Raw genomic sequence first — 16,947 nt, 5'->3', positions numbered from 1 at the left:
CGGTTCTTTATTCCTTACTTTTGAGACTAGCTAACGGGATAAATAAACATATGCAAGCAAAAATACGATCTTTCTTATTCTTTTTTAGTGTATTGCTAATGAAATTCCAATTTAATAGTGCAACCCTGGTTCGGTATCACAATGTTTCGCCCCTGTAGACAGCCTATTGTCGCTTTGGCATTTCCCAGTTGCTCATAAATTTATTTTATAAAAACAGTTCGCCTTAAAAACACACGTTTTTTAAGGCGAACTTCAATTTGAGCCTCAAATCTATGAACCTACTTTCTCCGCCGCCACCAGATCCAATACCCTAGCACAGCTAGCATGACGCCCCCTATCGCAAAAAATTCAGCTGACACCACCTTATTTTCTCGCTTCACACGCGAATCCGAAACGCTTGCGGCCTCGCTGTTTGCCTGCCGCAACTGCCAATTCTCTTCGGCACGTTTTATGTTCGATTGATGGGTAAAAATTTTCCCGCGCTTAGCCCATATTCCACTATCCGGGTGAAACCAGAATGCACTATCCGTACTAAAATACCAATAGGAAGATAAACTATCCTGCTGCTTCTGATGAAATTGCAAATTCTGCTGCTCATAGTGATTATGGATCTTAGTGGATTTCTCTTCCAGCTGTTTTTTTCCCCGGAAAACGCTACAACTTATGACCATTACAATGCTTATAACTAAGAGGCAAAACACTAGGCTGCCAAAGACTGAAATTGTGTATTTGTTCATGACAGCGTCCTCCTCAATTGATCCAGTTTGCGATAGCATAAATAGTAGCAAGTGGACGCCGCCGCGATTCCACGCGATCATGGCTATTGCCTTCTACCGAAATCAATAAAGGACCATGCAGCGCTTTAACTAGGCCTACATGATGGATCCGTTTCAATTGGCTGCTATAGATCGCAAATAGATCAGCCTGCTTGACATATCCCTTATCGATTTGGCTTTGTGGGCGACGACGTGCTTTCGGAAATAGCGCAGGACTCCATGCACTGCGCGGTATTGAAAGACCAGCCTGCCCATAACACCAGCTGGCAAATGCGGCACACCATTCATAACCTTCATCTAGGCCTACATAGGCCAGGTACTTCGAGATCTCTGGCCCCTTATTATCGCCTCCGGTCTCCCTTACCCCAATTTCATTTGCTGCAATTTCATAGATCTGCTGCCTAAGCAGATTGGTGTTTCGTACACTAGCATTGCTATACGTTTCCTCTAAAACAGCATTTCCAGTAGCAGTAGAAATGCAAAGAGCAATAGAAAAAAAACCGAGAAATAAAGAATGGATTGTTGCCATGAGTTCAATTGATTAAAATGGTAATAAATATCCTGTCTATAATATTTAAAGGGTCTCCATAGATATTCCTGCAACCAAGTGCAGCAACATATAAAGACCAGTCCGGCCATTAGCCCAAAATAAAGCAGGGACAGTACCCCCAGATCAAGCGCAGCTGATGCCGGGTCGAAAAATTGTAATATACTCCCAACAAATAGGAAAATAATTACCAGTAATATACTTGCCATACCAAGCAGATACTTGGGCTCAATCGGCAGTTTTTGTGTTAGACCATACCATGGTCCTTTCATTTCTACACTGTTCATAGTGATATAATTTAATGATATAAAATAGTTATACCTTACCTACATATTGACTGCGCGAATAGCGGTTTCGATTCCGGTCGCGCACCAAGATAAAGACATCGAGGCCGACATTTTGCATGTAATCCGGTAGTTCGAGCACTAATTCTGAGTCCGAGCGCATTACTAGCGTCTCATTACGGATAGCAACTCTGGCTATTGGATCATAAACCACTAGTAGCAGCTCGTCATCGTGGTTTAAGGCTGTAATCTCACCACCGTCAAAATTCAGCCGCAAGGCATTATTTTCTAGCGTAATGCTTTCGACGCTTACGTTCTGTACGGGGCCATCGGATAGCATGATAAGAGCCGGATCCACATACAACTGGGGGTACTCACCCTTGACAGCATATTTTACAGCATGCGCCATCGCCAGATTGCGTGCAGACAGCTGCTTTGCTTTTTCCCGCTGTACACGCTGCGCAAACCCATCCTTAATAATCGATGCCAATGGCAGCAGATATTGGCTCGCCAGGTAAAACTTCTGCTGCGTCAGCAGCGCGCCAATTGCCTTGTTTTGTTTCTTTTTTTTCATCTGAAATCTTAATTAATGAACGTAATTTTTTGGCTATCAAAATCTACCAGGGGCAACAGGCCCTTGGTAGATTTTTTGCCGCTTAGCTAAGCATTATTTCACCGAGGTAACTGCTACGGCTGATTTTGGTCTTTGTCCGGTCGGACATAAAATACCATACATGCACAGCATCACCCAGCAGGTGTTCGGGCACGACAAATGTGACCACCCCATCTTGTCTTTTCGGCACAGTCGGCGAAGTCATAAATTCATCCTTTACCGGATGGTAACAGATCACATAAAACAGATCGTCTCCTTTTGTTTCATATACATCGTTATTGGCCGTAGACCAAACGACTGTGATTTCATCCGACGCAAAACCAGCTTCCACAGTTCCGCCGCCACCATAAAGTCCATCAGCAATTCTGATCTTACTATAGTCTAGACTCAGGTCAGGATAGACACCCTGAATGGCCAGATCCTGATTCAGCTGAAAAGCATAGTTAAGTGGCGTGAGACGGTCTGCCTTCTTCTGGCCGAAACCGATTTTTAGAAAGTTATTGATCGGTAGCAGAAAACGCATCAACGTCTTAAATCTTGCCTGCACAATCAGCTGTGCTTCCGTATAAGGCTTGTTGCTCTTTTTAGCGAGTCCTCTGATGTAGTTGATGCTCTTCCAGCTGGCACCGATCACTGAGCCGGCCTTACCGCTAAAGCCTCCATTTGCTCCGTTTACAATTGTTCCCATTTTTAAAAAATTTTAAGGATTAAAAAATAAATTGCCAAGATTTTTATACCGGTATTCTTGCTTGACAGAACAAACATAAGTCATTCATAAACAGAAAAATACGATAGAAACTAGATTGTCCGATGCTTGTCCGAAGTTCACCTATCGATTGTCCGACGACCGCCAGTAAACACGACGCATGCCCCGTAAAGACCTGCTACGGAACCGCTTATGGCCTGCTTTTGGGAATAACCTACCAAATACCGACAGATTCCCTAGTTCAAACCTAGTCCGATAGGGGGACACCCGGTCTGAACTAGGGTCTAACTAGGTACAATAGCGAACAAAGGGTATAGCAGGGGCGAACAAAGGCAGAAGCAGATGCGAAGCCCCAGTAGCCCGGAGCTTCACTGCAATTTAACATCAGCCATTTAAATAACGTTTGAGACGGAGCACGTCGTCAAGCTTAAAATACTTCTTACCCCCTTTATCGCGCTGGTACACCTGAATAAGGCCTAAGTTTTGATACCGCAGCAACGTACGGTCTGATACCCCTACGGTGTCTTTGACAAATGCTGTATCACGAAGTTCGACAGTAGAATCCGCTGTCTGAAAGCTATCCTGTATTGCTCTTTTTAATACTTGTATTTCTGTAAAGAGTATATGTAAAGCCTGCAAGAGATGCGCATCTGTCTTACGGCCGATATTGTTGAACGAATCTTTTCTCATATTTCTAATTGTTTATAATGACAAATACACTTATCCACCAAGGATATTGGAGTTAATGAAGCGAAAGAAGTCCGCATACAGTTTCTTATCACCTACAGGAAGTGTTTTTTTCGTCCCTTCAGTCATCAAGACACCGCCGACCCCATAGCTGTAAAAAAAATTGATATTAATTACAATACTCTGATGGCATTGCTTAAACCACTTAACCGGCAGTCCCGCCAGTACTTCCCGCATGGTACTGCTGCAGCTCAGTGTTTTACCCCCGATCATGTGAAATTTAACCTGTCCATTGCTACTTTCCACATAAACAAGTTCTTTCATACGAACCTCCGTACGCTGATAACGCACCGGCCCTTTGATCATAAAATAATACGTATAATTTTCCAGTGAGTCGTGATCAGCAAGTGGGATCAATTTAGCGAGCGCTTCATCCACCCGGCGCAGTGCGGCATAGAAACGACTCTTAGACACCTCTTTAAGCAACACATCAACGACACCGAGATCATATCCCGGATCTTCGTATTGGCGGTGTGCAGTATAAAGTATCGTTTTTAGATTTGAGCTGGGCAAGGTTCTTAAAAAATCGAAAGCGTTAATCCTTCCAAGCTCCACGTCGAGGATCATAAAGTCCACTTTGTTGGCACGCAGAAAAATCCGGGCTTCCTGCGGATCACTAAATGTTTTGGCAATCTGCACATAGCCAATCTCTTCGACCATCTCAAGCAGATGGTCTATATGCGACTTTTGGTCATCAATGATGATTCCTATCCATATTCTATTCATATTTTCCGTCATTTTTTTGTTCCTTTAATTAGTTGTAGCGCTGCACGCATAACGTGAGTTCATAATGCTCATCGTCCTGATTTTCTTCCATCGAAAAGTCAGTTCCAAAGAGATATTCCATGCGTATTCGTACATTTCGAAGTCCCACATCGTGACTTGGCATCATCTGAGGTCCGCTTCGTTTTTTATTCTTAACCGTAATCCGATAACCTGCATGGCCGGCAAGAATGTCGATTTTGGCCGGGTGATCTTTATCCCACAAGTCCGCATGCTTAAATAAATTACCAGCCAGCGTCTGCATTACTGTTGGTGCAATACTAAATCGCATCAGGTTACCCGAGCAAGAAAGTTTTATGTAAAAAGGATTTGGTTCGACTTTCTCCTGTATCGACAGATACTGCTTCAGTGCTGTCACTTCATCCGCTAATAAAATATGGGTTGCCCCCTCCAGGTGATGAGCCTCCATATAGAATTTCATTAAGCGATAAATTTCCGAAAGCTGCCTACCCAATTCAACATCATAAGGGTCTACCTTATTTTTTAAATGGCTAAAGATATTCGCCATCATATGCGGGTGCACCTGTGCAGATAAGGTCGTATATTGAAAAGATTTCATACTTGATTCTGCAGCGAGACGTGCGTTTACAGCTTCAAGCTTATCACTTGATTCACGAAGCTTACTCTTATAGTAATAATAGCCCACCGCCATCACCGTATAATTACTATGCATGACGAGAAAGGTCTGAATATACTTCGCCCAGCTAAAAGCGTGTTTATTTATGACATACCTATTATTTATAATCTCCAGTCCAAATCTTCCATACAATTCATAGTACACGAATATTCCGGAGAATAAATAAAAGCCTATCATCAACACTAGAGTTTCCAGTATATGGCCCCGATCGTAAACATACTTCAAGATCAGATACACCGCATAGAAGATAATCGCACAATAAAATACGGTGATGAAGGAAGCGCCCAGATTCAGTCTGGAATTGCCTAGTGCATTTACCACAAAAAAATAAAAACTATATCCCATCCAGAAACAGCAGTGCAACAGCCACTTTCTTTTAAAGACCCTATTCATATTATTGGTTTATAATTGATAACCTAAAGATAATTATAACATCATATTTAAACAAGAATTCCCCTATTTTCTTATAAAATCGTTACAGGAAGTGGATAACTCAGGTAAGTAAACTTATCAAACAACAGCTGTTTCTCTTTCATGCTAAATGAAATTATGCGATTAGTTGCCGACCAGGTTGCTACATCCGAGCTCGGTGACATGGTTTTGTGCAGGTAGAGCCAGGCTTCCCAAGCCTCCGGATATTCCAACAGGACTTCTTCAAAATCCTCATAAATGATGCGGCTAAAATAGTCCGTAAACTGCCTGCCGCTCGGAAACCAGTTTTTAAACCAATGACTCAATGCACAAATAACAATGGGCTCATTTTCTACTGCTATTTTGGCAATTAAAACTGTTATATTTTTTTGAAGCAAAAAAGCCATATGTAGAATCCCATGCTTTATCTTAATGCTGCCATTTAGAAAAGGGATTTCGATTAATTTTTGTGCCTGTAAATCTTTTGCGGCACTTACCCCGCCATCGAGGTAGCAGAATATATGATAGCCCAGATCCATCTGACGACGTAATTTAAAGAACAGGTAAGGATCTTCAGCCTCTAAAAATATAACCTGCTCCTCCCATTGCTCACCGAGCAGGTCTTCGTAATATTTTATCTGACGGATCATGACTTCTTTCGCCACGGGAATGCAGAGTTTATAACCGCGCTGAACCAGAAAGGCCGGAACAGCCCGATAGTAACCAAAATGAAAGCTCAGGATAACTTGTGGTCGCTCTGGCGGCGAGAGCCAAAAGGTTTTGTCCTCGAACTGGAATTTAGCAGAGGCCATTTCTGCCTGCCGAACCGAGAAATTGATCACCTCCCGGTGTAGATTTTGCTGGATACCGAGCTGATGGATACCCAAAAGATGTTGCACATTGGCTGAGAAAAAAACGAAGTCCCGCCAGTCCTTTTCGCTGTAAGCCTGCATGGCAGCTTTCCAAGTAAATTGCATAAAAAATACGTTAAGGTTAATCGTTAAACTATGCCATGCCTTAAGGATAAGGCAAAGCATAGTCTTGATCATTAGATTGTTAAGGGAAAACGATATTGCATTTTCCCCCATCTTCCTCCTCATCTATGCCCAGCATCAGGTCATTGATGGAGAGTGGCTGCGGATTGTATAGCCCAAATTGGACCAATAGTGTTGTTATTTCCACGTTGATTTGCGTAACGGATAAAACCATCGACTGTTCTCGCAACAGCTTAACGGCTTCAGGCACTGAAGACTGTGGATCGATCGGGAGTAAAAATTCAACTAATAATTGGAGAGCCAAAGGACATCGCCCCCATCTACCATTTGGTCCCTAAACTTTCCATTTTGTAGATAATTTGGGTGGCAAAAGAGGTTTTTCTAGAGGCAAAAGGCTTTATAGGGGTAGTTTCGTCAATGATTTTCAATCGTCGTAGTTTTGTTAGTGCAATATATATTACTGACAGTAAGCCATGTAAACCAAAAAAACTATATTATGTCAATTAACCATAACCCCAAGGCGGGATTCAAACTATTATTTGATTTTTGGGGGAAATATCACACAATAGATCATTTTCACTATCAGTGGGTAAAGGACAACCTCAAAGTCAAGATCGTTAAACGAGGCGAGCAGCTCAGTCCAGTTGACCGTCATACGGAGATGACCTATTTTGTCGCGAAAGGCCTCCTGGCGCGGGTGGAAGAAAACAACGAAACAGGCAAGCGCAGGATCATGAGTCTGGCTATTCCTAATATGGCTTTGATGACGACCAATCACCTCTATACAAATCATCTACACAGCGGGCATATAGTGGCACTCCGTTCGGGAATTATTATTGCGATCCCACACCATGTGTTGCGGCAGTTTCAGGAACAGGAAAAATCCATCGATACATTGATTGACGTACTGGGTAATAAAAAGAAGAGGCAACTGGTTTTGCTAAGGCAGGCCACTTTGGGCTATTCTCCTTTTGAGCGCTACCTTAACTTTACCCGGCTGTTGCCCGAAATTAAAGCTGTCACTACACAGCAAGAGCAGGCCGATCTACTGGGCATATCACGACATACAGTACAGCTGGGTCAGTATTTTCTGCTTACTGGAAAATATGTGCAAAAATAGCACCTATAGATCAGCACATATCAGACTGACGAAGCATGCAACTTTGTATCAGAGCCAGCGATGCGTGCTGGCTCTAATAAACATTTTATAAACTAAACTTTAAGCTTATGCTTACAAAAAGAAACAGCTGGCTACGTGCCGGCACATTAGCCGTATTAGGATTGGGCCTTGCATACGGTACCCAAAGTTTCACCGAAAAGAAAGAAGTGAAAATTGAGAAAACAGTATCAAGATCACTTGACGATCCGACTTGGTACAATAATGAGCTGGTCAATTCAGATCCAACCAATCCAGCGAATTATGCGTTGACACCAAAATTTGAGTGTGGTGATGATGACCAGGAGATCTGTTCCATCAAAGCACCAGATAACGGTTCGGGTCAGCCCGATATGTCGCATCAAGTAACACCCGGCGTGACAGTTGAAGATCAGATTGAAGATGCAGTATCCAGTTCTAACACCAACACTACTGTGCAAGCATTTCGCTCCAACCAGTAGACAAAAAAGCAGGCTTCCCTCATCGGAAGCCTGCTTCCGTTTCTTACCTCGGATTTTGTTCAATATTACTTTGACTAATCACTTCGGCGGGGATGGGATATAGATAACGGGCATCGTTAGCCGGTAGCTCATATCGTTTCGTCTCTCCATTAGTTATGACCTCCCGTACCAGATTTACGGCATGCTTGGGTTCGAGGTTTAATCGCTTCAGATCCGACCACCTTACACCCCGAAATAACATTTCCTTACGTCGCTCATTTAGGATCAAGCGCAATAAATCTTCCGGATCAGATAATTTCAATGCGGCAAATGAGCCCTTTCGAATCCGATTTTCCAACAGTTTATTGATATCGCCCAAGGCCGTCTCAGTAGCTCCTAAACGGGCATTGCATTCTGCCCGGATCAGAAAAAGCTCATCGTTGGCAAAACCCGCAAAATAAGTAGCCGAACGTCCAGAGTAATAACCTTTGAAAGCATATTCTGTTGCATTCACTGATTTAAAATAAATGACCTTGCGGAGATCATTAGCATCAAATAGGTTATATACTTCCATAGGTATTCTGGCCCGGCTACTGTTCAGTGCAGCACTCCCGGAAATAGTCGATCCATAGTAGATCATTTCTACATTTTTTGGTGTAATGGGGTAATTAAGTTTAGCGTCAATGGTATTAAAATCCATCAAATCTGCATTTATTTTCAGGCATTCATTGGCATAATACCGTGCTTGCTCATAGTCTGCAATACTCAGATATATTCTTGCCAATGCCGCATAAGCCGCTCGTTTGCCCGGTCGATTGATCTCAGCGGCCTGGTCCCTCAAATTAGGAATTGCCCCTTTGATATCATCAATGATCTGTTTGTATGTTTCATGTACCGTAGCACGTGTAACAGGAACATTAAAATCAGAAGTCAGCCGTATCGGCAGTCCGAAAGGGCTATCCGCAGTCTTATTATAAAGCGGACAATACAACTGGGCCGCATAGAAGTGCGCCAGCCCACGGACAAATAGGGCTTCGCCCTCAATATCTTTATTTTTAATTGGTTTCAGACGCTCAGCACCTTCCAGCACAATATTGGCGATCATAATGGTATTATAACAGGCTCTCCAATAAGCAACATCCGTTGTAATCATTTCTTTATCCCATCGATAAGCCTCCTGAAAGCTTGCGAGCATATTATTGTAGTTATCATGGTTCAGATAATAATCATCTGTCCCCAGTTCAATTAGTCCCGGATAATATAGATTAATCTGAGACTCAAAATCCAATAGCGCCCTTAAGTCCTCTTCCTTGTCGGGAGTAGCCGCAGACAACTGCGGCTTTTCATCCAAAAATTTAGTACAAGACTGGCAGCAAAGGCTCCATAGGAAGATGCCTATCCACATCATATTTTTCATTATAATTTCTTCCTTTCTATTAAAAATGAATAGATAACCCCAAGCTATAATTTCGAGCAGGAGGCATATTGTTAAAATCGGGGTCTATGCCCCATTTGTTGGCTTTCCATAACAGCGCTACATTGTTGGCCGAAGCATAAGCCTGTACGGGAAACTTACGCATGAGCAGCCATTGATATTGCAAACGAATATCCTGCAAGCGTATAATATCCCCTTTACCAATATTGGCTTCCGAGTAAGCATAGAAATCATCACGGTTTGAATTGGCTGGATAAGTCATCGATGGAACGGTTGTTTGAGATTCATCTCCTGGATTCTGCCAACGTTCTGCATAATCTCCATGGGTGCGCCAACCATTGAAAAGATCCAGGTACCGGATTGTTTCCTTTTGGAAGAAATGACCAAACTTGTAGGCGATATTGACACTCAAGAGCCACGATTTCCAGCTGAAAGTCTGGTTGAGCGATCCGTAATAGGGAGGGATTCCCGAACCGTGGTACACCAAATTTTGGATAGAGTCTGCCAGGATTTTGGTATAATCCTTAGAGATAGCCCCCTGCAGCGATCCTTGCGGATCGCCATTTTCAGGATCAAGTCCCATAAAGCGGTAAGAGAATACAGGATAGAGTGCCTTACCTTCGACTGGAGAAATACTTTGCCCTGCATAAGAGGTAAAAGTCAAAGCACGCCAGGTACCGCCATAATATTTGTTCACTTTGTCCTTATTTATGGTAAACAGTACCGTCGCATTCCATTTAAAGTTACCATCCAATATTTTTGCATTGAGATCAATATCAATACCCCTTCCCGAAGTAATAGCCACATTCCGTCGCAGCGTACTAAAACCAAAAGTAGGGTCAATGGGATCCGATGCAAAAAGATCCGTCGACTTTTTAAAATAAGCATCCGCGGAAAGTACAATCCGATTATTGATCAAGGAAGCGTCCAACGCGACATTGAACATGCGGACATCTTCCCAGCGGAGCGATGGATTGGGCAGCAACGAGACGATGGCACGTGGAAAAGTGCTGACATCCGTATTTAGTCCCGACATATAACTGATAATAGGCAAACTAGTTGTCATACCACCCGAATTACCACTATGCCCCAATGTAGACCGCAGCTTCAAACTATTAACCATTTTATTCTTCGGAAAAAAGGCTTCATCTGACAGCTTCCACGCCAATCCAGCCGACCACAATGGATTCCATTTGTTGTTGGCATTTACCCCAAACAAGTTAGAGGCATCTTTTCGGCCACTTACCGAAAAGATATAACGCCCCCGATAAGTGTAGGAAGCATTCCCAAATAGCGATACATATCGACGCATTCGTTTATCAAACCCGTTTGTATAGGGAATACGGCTCAATCCACTCAGACCATCATAGATCGGATAGGCAGTTATTGGATCTATCAGTTGGCTATTGTACAGATTTTCGTCAAAACCATAGGTTGTAAACAGGTTGCTTTCTTCCCTGCGTGCCGACACTTCAGTGCCACCAAAAAAATTCAGTTCATGTAGGTCACTCCATTTGTGTGCAAAATTGAGCTGTACTCTTCCTTTATGGCTGGTGAAATCATTGTTACCATTGGTCAGTATCCCTCCCAGCGGTACAATCCGTTTTACCGCCCCATTATTGATCTGCGTAAAACGGTTGATCAGATCACGTGTGAAGAAAGATTCCTGCCCGCGTAAGGTTCGATTCGCACCTAATTGACCTTCAAAGCCGTATTGGCCTGTAATATCTAGACTATTCCACAGCTTGACCGACAGTTTAAGCCCTGCATTCCAATAATTGGTATTATTATCGGATCTGGATGTACCAAATTCGTCCAACGGTCGATAAAACCAGTCCAGCAGTCCCTCATTGCGCGTAGCTACAGTCTCCATATACCTAAAATTATATTGTGATGGAATCGTTAGGGGATTACCGGCATCATCCATCAACTGTGCGTAAGGATATAGATTTGTCCTACCTCCGCCCACACCAATTGGATAATCAATGAGGTCCGGATTATAGCTATTCTTCATATTGGAATAAAGCAGGTTGCTCTCCAGCTTAAAGCGTTTCCAGAAATTCAGCTGATAACTTCCATTGATCACCAGCCGCTGATTACTACTTTCCCTTTTGCTGAGCATATTTCTATTGTAGCCGATCCCTATTCGGTAACCACTCTGCTCATCATGACCAGACAGCGCAATATTATTTTGGCTTAATATACCATTGCGATAGACGTAGCGGAGCAGGTCTTTTCGATAATCCTGAGTCATATATTGTTCGATACGCGCATCCATTTCCCCTTGCGTGATCAATCCTTTGGAAAGATCATACAGGCCATCAACAACTGGAGATACAATACCCCTATTCGAATTAGTACCGTTCAATATGGTATTGTAAAATCCTTTATCAAAAAGCATTTTTTCCACATCTATAAACTCTGCCGAAGACATTTTAGGTAAATACATCAGGTCAGGTTTGGCGGTAATGGTTAGATTAGACGAAAAATCCACCGCTGTTCCCTCCTGTTTATTTCGATTTTTTAGTTTGATTACGATAACACCATTTCCGGCCCGTGCCCCCCAGACCGATGTTGCTGCAGCATCCTTAAGCAGCGTAACGGTCTCCACATCATTCGGATTAATCGCGTTGATATCACCCTCAAAAGGCAGATCATTGACAATAATTAACGGTCCCATGAGCGCACTGGAAAGCGTATTGATACCGCGAATATTGATCTGATTGGTACCATCGCGCCGATCCATCTGCAGAGCCGAAAAATTCCCTTCTAAGCGGTCAAGAATATTGCCCGATGATAGTCTCTGCGTTATGACCTTTTCATCTACCTGTGCAAAAGCCCCGGTAGCACGGTCTTTGGGAATGCGCTGATAGCCTGTCTCGACCATCACCTCCTCAAGCTGATTTGTTTTCTTGTTAAGAACGATCCAAAAGTTCCTATTTTTGGATTCAGCAAGCGCCAGTACACGCGTTTCATACCCCATGTAGCTGACAGATAGCCGTTCACTAAGATCAGTCGCCGATACTTGAAACTTTCCTTCGCGATCCGTCCTCGTTTGCGTCTTTGTTTTCAACAGCGTAATGCTTGCGCCAGCAATTGGGTGGGCGGACTCATCTACTACTGTTCCAGTATAGTTGTGCTGCGCTTTTAATTCCATCTGCAAGAAGCATAATGTAATGAACAGCGCGTAAGTTAACCATCTATTCATAATTACCTTGCCCCCTCAACAAGTCGATTACATTATCAATCTGTTCTTTATTTACGAATGTATGACCTGTAATTGCCAGCACGGTACCGCGTGGCGAGATCCATACATATCTCGGAATTGAAGCATGCGGAAACAAGCTTATTAGATATTCATCATTATAAACAGTAGGTAGCGCGCTCCCTCCTATCCGAGCTAAGGTTTCGCTATAGGTCTTTTTGATTTTTTGGAGATCATCCCGGCGATGTTTGGTATTGACAAGTACCATGGCTAGCGTATCTGCATACTGTTGGCTCAGCTTCTCCCCTTTTGGCATCTGAGTGAGACACATTCCGCACCATGAGGCCCAGAAGTCCAAGATGATCAGCTTACCTTTCAGATGTTTTAGATCTGTAGTGATAGCCTTACCATTCGTGTAAACTTTATACTGTCGGGTATAAAAATCTTCGGGCACCCGATCGCCTACATTGATCGGTGCAACTGCAGAAAGCCCATCCGCCCCGCTGTCCTTGCGGGGGGTCTGGGCCGATAAACTAAACATAGAAACCAAACACAGCATTATCGCTCGTGCTCGTTTGCTCTTAAAAGCCTTGTACAAATTATATAGTATTGATTTCATCATCTTAAGGTTTTGGTGGGTTAATGGATTGAAAAAAATCATTGATTTGTTTGGTCAGCTGGATTTCCTTCATATTAGCTTCCAGAGTTGACAGTTTTAATTGGGTTGTATCTAAATGGCGGCTATGCGTTAGGAAATACGCCACCAGAGCACGTAGAATATCGGCCAAAAACAGCGTTTGCTGTACAGCCTCTAATTTGCTTTCGGTAACTTCGCCGAGGGTTTTGCATTTGAGGTCCAATGCATAGAGATACTCGCGTATCGTGACTAGCGGATAATTATCCCAAAAGTTTTCGATACATTTCAATGGATCGTAACTGTCTTCATGAATCTCGTAGAATGGCCTGTCAAGATGCAGGAGATCTTCATAAATGGCTTTCATGTGTTTAGTTTTTAGCTGTGACCTTAGCGCATAGCTCTCCCTGTCCGACCGAAATCAGCTTTTTTTGCGGGAGCCTGAGCTTGCTTAGGTCAGGTAAACAATAAATTAATTGGGAAGCTAGATCGCATTTGAGTGGTTATCACAAAGGTTATCATATTGGCGTGATGCAATCCATAGCAGTGTAGGGTCAAATCATGTTTGACTTAGCTACCCGAGCTACTCGGGAGCTGAAATAAGATTTTTTGTTGTCTGTTTTTTAAGGTTCATACTCACGTTTATAATTGTGAGTCTTATTCGGGAAAATGGCTATAGCAGGCCCTATCACCGTACAGCAAGGTTCCGACGCCTTTTAGAAACGGTCTACGATAGGGCCCATGACGCTATAGCTGTACAAATGTACAAATAAAGCAATCATAGGCATTATCCTATCGTCTCGTTCTAAATCAAATTGTCGGAATTTGCTGTCGAGACTCTTTAGTTTAATACCTTATTCATCTTGGATATTGATTCAAATATAGTCATAAAATTTATAAAATAAAAATTATTATTTATGAATAATAAATTATAACACACATTTAGTCTGCAAAAAGCAACATTTAGTAAATCAAACTTCAATAAATGAATGCGTCGACTAAATCCAGCAGTGCTGATCCTGATTTCCTTGCAGTAAAGTCATTATTTGAGTCCAAGATCATCAAATCGATGAGGTTATTGGAAAAGCAAGGTCCCACAAAGATGGCGAAAGCTTTAGGGCTTCAATATAACTCCTATCTTGATAAATTAAATAACCCACAGAAATTCACTTTTGCCCATATATTTAAGATCGCATATTTATGTGATCTAGACCCCGATCTTATTTATAAGGTCATAAAAAACCAAACTTTTAAGAATCCTTAAAATCAAGCTTTCTTATTAAAAATGGACCTTTATTATAGAATTTCTATAATAGTATTTGTCTCAAATCTTTGCTTTTGATTTCGGAAACCCTTACTTTTAAAGTGCGAAGATAAAAGAGAAGGGAGCCGTGCAATTTTGGGGCATAGATCTTAAAAAAGTACCGGTCGGCAAAATCAACAGTGGCGGTGCTATCCACAGGCCTTTGCTGGCTTTTGTATGCACATTCCTCATCCGAGGTAAAGGGCCATTGCTGATTTTAAGCTTTTGAGAAGCTATTCTGGCGGGCAGTATTTGTTCTTGATGAGCAGTGATACTGCAAGCTGACGAAGCTGATCCTTTATCTGCCGTCGTTCTGTTGTGGTTAATGACTTTTTTTGTCTCATAATTTACTAGTTGGGTTATCAACAAGAGTCTCGAAGGGGAAGGTCAAGCGCTAAATAAAGAGGATGGCCCACTATCTTCAACCAGCAGTGAGGCACGACGAAGAGCCTTTGACACGGTATCCAATAGGGAGCCATCCCCTTTTTTTGTAAAAATACAAAAAGCATGGGGGTTAGCAAACCCTACGTCTCGTGTCATTTGAAATTTGCCGTTTCGATATCCGAGACTAAATCAGATTACCTGATTATGATACAAATATAATTAAATAAAAATTATCAACAAAATATTTTGTAAAAACAACAAATAAAATTAATGAATATCGGAGAAAAGATTAAGGAAATCGCGGATAGAAAAAACTTGTCGCAGAAATTGGTTGGTGATCTGATAAATGAAAACCAGCAAAATGTTGGAAATGATTATAAAAGATCTTCTCTTTCCATTGATAAACTATTAACCTATTCAAAGGCATTAGACCATAATTTCATACAATATTACTATAACGATGAGCCATTTAAAACTTATCGAGAGGAAGAGTATAAACAATGGAATGAAAAAATCAATTCTCTGAACGAGCAGTTAGATCAGGCTAATCGACTGATATCTAGGCAGGAAGAAACAATACAGACTCAAAAGGATTTAATTTCTACACAAAAGTTATTGATAGAGGCCCTATCTGATAAAAAATAGAAACACATCACTTGGTATTGAACGTGTAGGCTTAGCCAATGACGGGTACGGAAAAATTCACAAACCAATGAAAGCTTAAGTAAATTCGCTAAGGTAATTTTCGTTGCCAGCCGTAAACATAAAGATATGACACCGAAAATTGGACCTCAAGTGTACCCAATAAGAAAAATCCTACATGAAAATGATGATACCGGTTTTTACCCCTATCAAGTGTATGCTTTAGCAAAAATATTACAAATAAAACCAAGTCAACTTTTTGACTACTTCCACGGCGATGACGAGCGACCAATAATTGGGTTAAGCTAAGCCAGCCAAAAAAAATGGAGAAGCAGACATAAAAAAATATTTTTATTTTTCCAATTCCAAAAAATTATTCCTATATTAGATTAGCCTGTTGAAATATATCAACATCTAGCGAAGCGGCTTAATCTATTAGGACGCTTTATTATTAACGATAAGGTTTTTTCATATATTTAGTTTAAAAAGGCACTCCTCTTTTATCAGCAATGAAAGGGGAGTTTTTTTGACCATATAGCATCCTTAAAATGAAAAGCCACTCCCTTCCGGAAATGGCTCAAAATAAATATCTATAAACTTTAAAAGTATTTGATTACAGTTTTTCGATTTCTTCGATAGAAAGACCGGTTCCTTTAGCAATATCAGCAATAGGTAAACCCATTTTCTTAAACTCTAGTGCAATGGCAATAGCTTCTTCACGCTTACCTTTTTCAATACCAGTCTTAAGACCTTTTTCAATGCCTTTCTGAATTCCTTTTTTTTCAGCTTTATCTAATAAATATTCTTGAGTGCCCATTGTATCGCTCCTTCCTATTTTTGATTTAATTTCTTGTTCAAATATACTTAAAACTTCCTCATTATCAAAACTTACGTAGTAAGTAAGGAAATCATATAGCCCCTGTCGGGTATCCTTATCCATCTTCCTTTTCATCATCTCATCATACAGATCATGTTTTATTTCTTTCAGTCCATCATCGGTCACTTTCTTGTTTACTACAGCCAAAAGTGCAGTAAGGACAATCACTGAAAATGGATTCTCATTTGCTCGCAATTCCGATTCTTCCTGATCGAGGATCTTATAGCTATTAAAATCGTAGCGTAATGAAGTTCCCATAAACTCCTGGCTATATACCACTGGTCGATAGCCTTTGTTTTCATCTGCCAAAATTGCAATAGCTGTAATTGGAACTTTGTAACGATCCCATATTCTATAAAAATAGCGAAACAT

At 41.6% G+C, this 16,947-nt stretch carries 19 protein-coding genes; 4 read left to right on the top strand and 15 right to left on the bottom strand.

The annotated features are described in order from the left end of the window. Positions 1-278: 278 nt before the first annotated feature. From B4Z47_RS08805 to B4Z47_RS08760, 10 genes are all read right to left on the bottom strand, one after another. On the bottom strand, positions 279-671 hold the full coding sequence (locus B4Z47_RS08805) for a hypothetical protein (protein WP_286727198.1): 393 nt from the start codon (positions 669-671) through the stop codon (positions 279-281). A 79-nt stretch (positions 672-750) separates the two neighbouring features. Further along, the gene (locus tag B4Z47_RS08800) at positions 751-1,305 is read right to left on the bottom strand and encodes a peptidoglycan-binding protein (RefSeq protein WP_286727197.1); all 555 of its coding nucleotides are present in this window, start codon (positions 1,303-1,305) and stop codon (positions 751-753) included. Then, positions 1,224-1,610 (bottom strand): hypothetical protein, encoded by a 387-nt coding sequence (locus tag B4Z47_RS08795; protein WP_286727196.1) that lies wholly within the window; start codon positions 1,608-1,610, stop codon positions 1,224-1,226. The genes B4Z47_RS08800 and B4Z47_RS08795 overlap by 82 nt, the downstream gene beginning before the upstream one ends. Positions 1,611-1,638: 28 nt before the next feature. Continuing rightward, positions 1,639-2,181 carry a DUF6266 family protein gene (locus B4Z47_RS08790; protein WP_286727195.1) on the bottom strand — a complete coding sequence of 181 codons (543 nt, stop codon included), beginning with the start codon at positions 2,179-2,181 and terminating at the stop codon, positions 1,639-1,641. Positions 2,182-2,263: 82 nt separating this feature from the next. Next, positions 2,264-2,908, bottom strand: coding sequence for a DUF6266 family protein (locus B4Z47_RS08785; RefSeq protein WP_286727194.1), 645 nt, complete (start codon positions 2,906-2,908; stop codon positions 2,264-2,266). Between the two features lie 402 nt (positions 2,909-3,310). Continuing rightward, positions 3,311-3,616, bottom strand: a complete 306-nt coding sequence (locus tag B4Z47_RS08780; RefSeq protein WP_286727193.1) for a hypothetical protein — start codon at positions 3,614-3,616, stop codon at positions 3,311-3,313. A 30-nt stretch (positions 3,617-3,646) separates the two neighbouring features. Next, positions 3,647-4,399 carry a LytR/AlgR family response regulator transcription factor gene (locus B4Z47_RS08775; protein WP_286727192.1) on the bottom strand — a complete coding sequence of 251 codons (753 nt, stop codon included), beginning with the start codon at positions 4,397-4,399 and terminating at the stop codon, positions 3,647-3,649. Positions 4,400-4,427: 28 nt separating this feature from the next. Continuing rightward, positions 4,428-5,486, bottom strand: coding sequence for a histidine kinase (locus tag B4Z47_RS08770; RefSeq protein ID WP_286727191.1), 1,059 nt, complete (start codon positions 5,484-5,486; stop codon positions 4,428-4,430). 71 nt (positions 5,487-5,557) lie between these two features. Further along, the gene (locus tag B4Z47_RS08765) at positions 5,558-6,481 is read right to left on the bottom strand and encodes a hypothetical protein (protein ID WP_286727189.1); all 924 of its coding nucleotides are present in this window, start codon (positions 6,479-6,481) and stop codon (positions 5,558-5,560) included. A gap of 79 nt (positions 6,482-6,560) precedes the next feature. After that, a complete protein-coding gene (locus B4Z47_RS08760; protein ID WP_286727188.1) occupies positions 6,561-6,686 on the bottom strand; it encodes a hypothetical protein in 126 nt (41 codons plus the stop codon). Positions 6,687-6,995: 309 nt separating this feature from the next. Between B4Z47_RS08760 and B4Z47_RS08755 the strand changes: the two genes are divergently transcribed. Both B4Z47_RS08755 and B4Z47_RS08750 read left to right on the top strand, forming a co-directional pair. Further along, positions 6,996-7,619, top strand: a complete 624-nt coding sequence (locus B4Z47_RS08755; protein ID WP_286727187.1) for a Crp/Fnr family transcriptional regulator — start codon at positions 6,996-6,998, stop codon at positions 7,617-7,619. Between the two features lie 107 nt (positions 7,620-7,726). Beyond that, a complete protein-coding gene (locus B4Z47_RS08750) occupies positions 7,727-8,116 on the top strand; it encodes a hypothetical protein (RefSeq protein WP_112375368.1) in 390 nt (129 codons plus the stop codon). A 43-nt stretch (positions 8,117-8,159) separates the two neighbouring features. Here B4Z47_RS08750 and B4Z47_RS08745 read toward each other — a convergent pair whose 3' ends face one another. Genes B4Z47_RS08745 through B4Z47_RS08730 form a run of 4 tightly spaced genes read right to left on the bottom strand, consistent with a single transcriptional unit; the run spans position 8,160 to position 13,736 of the window. Further along, positions 8,160-9,503: a RagB/SusD family nutrient uptake outer membrane protein gene (locus B4Z47_RS08745; RefSeq protein WP_172462435.1), complete on the bottom strand. Its 1,344-nt coding sequence runs from the start codon at positions 9,501-9,503 to the stop codon at positions 8,160-8,162. A 28-nt stretch (positions 9,504-9,531) separates the two neighbouring features. Further along, positions 9,532-12,687: a SusC/RagA family TonB-linked outer membrane protein gene (locus B4Z47_RS08740; RefSeq protein ID WP_286727185.1), complete on the bottom strand. Its 3,156-nt coding sequence runs from the start codon at positions 12,685-12,687 to the stop codon at positions 9,532-9,534. A 43-nt stretch (positions 12,688-12,730) separates the two neighbouring features. Continuing rightward, positions 12,731-13,357, bottom strand: coding sequence for a TlpA family protein disulfide reductase (locus B4Z47_RS08735; RefSeq protein WP_172462434.1), 627 nt, complete (start codon positions 13,355-13,357; stop codon positions 12,731-12,733). A gap of 1 nt (position 13,358) precedes the next feature. Next, complete coding sequence (locus tag B4Z47_RS08730) at positions 13,359-13,736, bottom strand: hypothetical protein (RefSeq protein ID WP_112375364.1); 378 nt, start codon at positions 13,734-13,736, stop codon at positions 13,359-13,361. A gap of 618 nt (positions 13,737-14,354) precedes the next feature. On the opposite strand from B4Z47_RS08730, the gene B4Z47_RS08725 reads away from it, so the two are divergent. After that, positions 14,355-14,633 (top strand): hypothetical protein, encoded by a 279-nt coding sequence (locus tag B4Z47_RS08725; protein WP_145328127.1) that lies wholly within the window; start codon positions 14,355-14,357, stop codon positions 14,631-14,633. A gap of 693 nt (positions 14,634-15,326) precedes the next feature. Then, the gene (locus B4Z47_RS08720) at positions 15,327-15,701 is read left to right on the top strand and encodes a hypothetical protein (RefSeq protein ID WP_088159892.1); all 375 of its coding nucleotides are present in this window, start codon (positions 15,327-15,329) and stop codon (positions 15,699-15,701) included. Positions 15,702-16,311: 610 nt separating this feature from the next. Here B4Z47_RS08720 and B4Z47_RS08715 read toward each other — a convergent pair. Next, positions 16,312-16,947 (bottom strand): hypothetical protein (locus B4Z47_RS08715; protein WP_286727183.1); only part of this gene is annotated, 636 nt, incomplete at its 5' end.

This window comes from Sphingobacterium sp. UBA2610 (assembly GCF_002339225.1).
In the GTDB taxonomy this organism is placed as follows: domain Bacteria; phylum Bacteroidota; class Bacteroidia; order Sphingobacteriales; family Sphingobacteriaceae; genus Sphingobacterium; species Sphingobacterium multivorum.
The sequence above is the reverse complement of the archived record's forward strand: the minus strand, read 5'-3'. Positions and strand labels throughout refer to the sequence as shown.